This window comes from Halorubrum persicum (genome assembly GCF_002727125.1).
In the GTDB taxonomy this organism is placed as follows: Archaea; Halobacteriota; Halobacteria; order Halobacteriales; family Haloferacaceae; genus Halorubrum; species Halorubrum persicum.
On sequence record NZ_NHOA01000077.1, the window covers coordinates 1 to 3654 of the forward strand.

The 3654-nt window shown below is 59.6% G+C and carries 6 protein-coding genes and 1 pseudogene; all 7 read left to right on the top strand.

Annotated elements, in window-relative coordinates:
- Positions 1-226 precede the first annotated feature (226 nt).
- On the top strand, positions 227-604 hold the full coding sequence (locus DJ69_RS09365) for a hypothetical protein (protein WP_245851609.1): 378 nt from the start codon (positions 227-229) through the stop codon (positions 602-604).
- Positions 597-899 carry an SNF2/RAD54 family helicase gene (locus DJ69_RS09370; RefSeq protein WP_099255360.1) on the top strand — a complete coding sequence of 101 codons (303 nt, stop codon included), beginning with the start codon at positions 597-599 and terminating at the stop codon, positions 897-899. Before DJ69_RS09365 ends, DJ69_RS09370 begins: the two co-directional genes overlap by 8 nt.
- Entirely contained in the window at positions 892-1125 is a 234-nt protein-coding gene (locus DJ69_RS09375; RefSeq protein ID WP_099255361.1) for a hypothetical protein, read from the top strand. Before DJ69_RS09370 ends, DJ69_RS09375 begins: the two co-directional genes overlap by 8 nt.
- A 2-nt stretch (positions 1126-1127) precedes the next feature.
- Positions 1128-1367, top strand: a complete 240-nt coding sequence (locus tag DJ69_RS09380; RefSeq protein ID WP_099255362.1) for a hypothetical protein — start codon at positions 1128-1130, stop codon at positions 1365-1367.
- Positions 1368-1481: 114 nt separating this feature from the next.
- Entirely contained in the window at positions 1482-2030 is a 549-nt protein-coding gene (locus DJ69_RS17880; RefSeq protein WP_144050418.1) for a hypothetical protein, read from the top strand.
- Between the two features lie 135 nt (positions 2031-2165).
- Positions 2166-2765 carry a twin-arginine translocation signal domain-containing protein gene (locus DJ69_RS09390; protein WP_099255364.1) on the top strand — a complete coding sequence of 200 codons (600 nt, stop codon included), beginning with the start codon at positions 2166-2168 and terminating at the stop codon, positions 2763-2765.
- 398 nt (positions 2766-3163) lie between these two features.
- Positions 3164-3654 (top strand): annotated as a pseudogene (locus DJ69_RS09395) (RNA-guided endonuclease InsQ/TnpB family protein); the annotation flags it as partial.

Consider the following 3654-nt stretch of genomic DNA (forward strand, 5'->3'; position numbering starts at 1 on the left):
ATTCGCGCCTCAAGAACAGGTCACATCGTAAACCACAATATCCCAATTCAGCGGCGCGGTGCCGTGAGAATCCTCGCGCTTCAGCGCGGGGAGGATGTCAAGCGAGAGGATCGGTCGTCATTCCCGGATGGGTCAACCGCTCGGCGATCGATACCGGACTTGGTGCTGCCGTGCAGGGTGCGCCGCGGATCGCAACGATGGACGGCCGGACGGAGGTGCTCGAGCAGTGACTGACAACGATCATGCGAACGCAGTCAACGAGCAGCTCCGGCAGGCGCGTGAAGACGACACGGTCCCCGACTCGCGGCCCGAGTACAGCTCGCTTCGGCTCGCCGTCGACGGCGAGAAGCTGCACGCCGAGAATCCGATCGACTACCTCGTGATGCTGCTCCTCGAGGGGAAGCGCTACGACGGCAACTGGGACGGCGACGAACAACAGGTCGCTCGCTGGGCGGTCGCGCAGTGGTGTCAAGAACTCGGGTGGGTGCCCGACCTGCGCGACTATGAGGCCGGTGAGCAGGTCGAGCGTGGAGACGAAATCGCGTGCCTTGATGCCGCATTCTACGGTATGGGACGGAGTAATAAAGAGGGTAACGATGAGTAGTCTCGTCGCTCGCGCCGGCGCCGTCGAAGCGGGACAGACGTGGCAGTGTGACGAGTCTCGGGCCGACCTGGATGACGTGCCCGAACCGCACGACGTGCCGCTGTGGGAGCCGCAGCCGCGCTTCACCGCTGTCGTCGATCGCGTCGCAGACGACTACGTCGAGCTCATCGTCACGCGTGGGAACAGTCACCCACGGACGCCCGACACCGGCGCCGAGATCGTGTCGACGGTGGAGACGCTGACGAGCGATCCGCGGTGGTCCCACCAAGACGGCCAGGAGGGCGGCGATGACTGAGCCACTCCCGACGGTCGAGTACGTCGGCGAGGACGGTATCCGTCGCGAGCTCGACTTTCAGCGCACGCCGGACGCGCCCTGGAGAGCGCTGCTCGTCGAGCGCAAGCAGCGCCAGGACGGTGGCGACGGGATGCGGTTCGTCGGTACCCAGCAGCTGCGCGAGCTCCGCGTCGACGGCGAGCCCGTGACGGCCGTGTCACTCGTCGATACACTGGAGGGGCCGTGACGATGCGCTCATTCAGCTCGCCGGAGACGCATTTCGCGATCGTGCCGTCGGGCAGCCCGCCCTCTGTGGATGGGCTCGCGATCACGGAGCCGAAGTTCCTCCGGTGTGACGAGTGTGGCGCGCAGGTCCGGATCGACGGCCCTGACGAGACCAAGACGACGATCGACAATCTCCCTCACGATAGAGGGTGCAGCCAGCGGGCGGTGGCGAGCCGCTACTACGAAGAGCAGTACGTGCGGTAAGCACCCTATAGAGACACAAGGAACGTGTCTCGCAGAGTGGTCCCAGAAGTCGTTCGCGTTCCATTTCTCTCGGAAAGACAAGAGTTACAAGCGATTTTCCACAAGAGAAATGAGATGAAACAGAGCCCAGGCCGTCGATCGTTTCTCGCAATGACTGGCACCAGTGCAAGCGTCGCTCTTGCTGGGTGCTCCGGTCCCACGACTCAATCACAGACTGAGGGTGACGAGGGAACAACAGCTGATGGTGACGAGGGCGCAGCACCCGAGGGAGAAGCAACACTGACCGTACAAGTCCAAGGGGATCAAGAAGCGCTCAGCAGCTTTCAGGAAGAGCTTCAGACAGAGCTTGAGAATGGAAATATCACGCGAACGGAAGCCCAAGAGGAGCTCCAGAGTCGACAGGAAGAACTGATAACGAATGCGACAACCACGTTCGAGGACTCCGTGGAGAATGCTGACGCAGTCACAATCGATAACGCTGCGCCCGAGGATGGCCTCCTGCGCCTCACCGCCCCCGCAACAACATTCGTGAACGGACTCGAGGACGGAGATCTGGCCGCGGTGCTCCCCGGCGAGTACTACGATCAGTATCTCCAGCAACAACAGATCGAAGAAGCCGTCGATCAAGCAACAAACCAAGAGAACAACACGACGAGCAGCTAGCTTCTTCCAGCGCGACGTGACGAGTCGGTACTTCGAGAGGCAGTTCGTTCGTTAGGCTCTCTCTTTATAACGAGTGTCCATCCGAGTCAGTATGTAGGCCGGTTATACATTCTGAATGACACTCGATGTACTAGTATGATTGATCAGACTAGGCGAGACGTGATGAAGAGAGCTGGTGTCGTGGGGGCGGCGGGGGTACTGAGCAGCACCGCCCTACTGTCCGCGTCAGAGCCAGCATTGGCCGCGAGCGGCTTCACGGCGAATGACGTGAACATTACGACGAGCGATGGCAAGCTGAACACGCTCACAATAAATCCTGACATCACGATCGACTGGTCCGACCAGGGGATGCCGGTCGCAACGGTAGAAGTGACGTGGAAAGTGAGCACGTCATCAACGAGTGAAACAACCATCGGCAATACGCCGTATTCGTTTGACGTCGCAGAGCCCACAACGAGCGGATCATTCAACCAGACGATCTCGGAGATCAGTATGCTCTCGAACAACGGTGGAGCACTCGACGCGTCCAACTTTGAGGCGACGACCGACGGAGGCAGCAACACAACGAATGTCACGATTTCAATGGACTGTACGCTAAAAGACTCGAATGACAACATTATCACCAGCGCTACGGACCTGCTCGGCCCGAATACGTACTCGGTCACCATCACGAACGGGACTTCGTCGTCGCCGTCGATCTCGGGTAGTGGAACAGCGAACACGGGCGGGTCCTGATCGATATCAGATTGACCTCCTCCCCGCTCGAAGGGAACAACAAAAGCCACGAATTACGGGAAATTCGAGGCGAAAGCCTCGCCCTTCACAGTAGTTGCCGAATTAAATCTTGCTCCGTACTAAGCGTTGGCGCCGTTCTCACAACGCTCACTCATGCACAAGTGGCTGCCCCTGTCTCCTCTACTTTCAACTGAAGCGGTAGCGCGGAGTCCCCTTCCTCAAGGAGCGACCGACGGGAGCGAGTAGGAAGGGGAGGAGAGCGTTCGTATTGGTCACAAACACTAGCCTATAAGCAGCCACCCTTCCGCATTGAAATTGTGGCAGACAACTACGTGCGTCGGACGGCAATCACCCGTCTCGATGTTTCGGACGGGCAACGCGACCTCCTCGAAGATACCATCACCGAGTGGAAACGCGGTTGCCAACTCGCCACCAACAAAGCGTGGGGCAAGTGTAACGCCAAGAGCGACGTATAGCCCCTCGTTTACGATGATGTGCGCGAACACACCGACCCCGGTAGTCAGCACGCGATTCTCGCCACCCACCAAGCCGCACAAGCCATCACCGGCTATATCGAACGTCGATCCCAAGGGAAGAGGGTCAGCAAGCCGACCTTCACCGCACCAACGGTGAAGTACGACACACGAACGATGACGCTGTTCGACGACGACACCGTGTCGCTTTCCACCACGGAGAGTCGCGTCAGGTGTGACCTCACCCTCCCCGACTCTGATGATGGCTACCAACGCCAGTACCTCGACTCCGACGAATGGAGCGTCACGGAAAGCACACTCACTGTTCGGAATGGCGACTACTTTTTACACATCGGCTTCCGCCGACACAAGACCGAGACTGAGCAGAACACCGCCGAGGACGGAACGGTCCTCGG

Excerpts from the sequence above, each read along its gene's own strand:
- DJ69_RS09375 (WP_099255361.1), top strand. The coding sequence starts at position 892 with ATGACTGAGCCACTCCCGACGGTCGAGTACGTCGGCGAGGACGGTATC.
- DJ69_RS09380 (WP_099255362.1), top strand. The coding sequence starts at position 1,128 with ATGCGCTCATTCAGCTCGCCGGAGACGCATTTCGCGATCGTGCCGTCG.
- DJ69_RS17880 (WP_144050418.1), top strand. The coding sequence starts at position 1,482 with ATGAAACAGAGCCCAGGCCGTCGATCGTTTCTCGCAATGACTGGCACC.
- DJ69_RS09390 (WP_099255364.1), top strand. The coding sequence starts at position 2,166 with ATGATTGATCAGACTAGGCGAGACGTGATGAAGAGAGCTGGTGTCGTG.
- DJ69_RS09370 (WP_099255360.1), top strand. The coding sequence starts at position 597 with ATGAGTAGTCTCGTCGCTCGCGCCGGCGCCGTCGAAGCGGGACAGACG.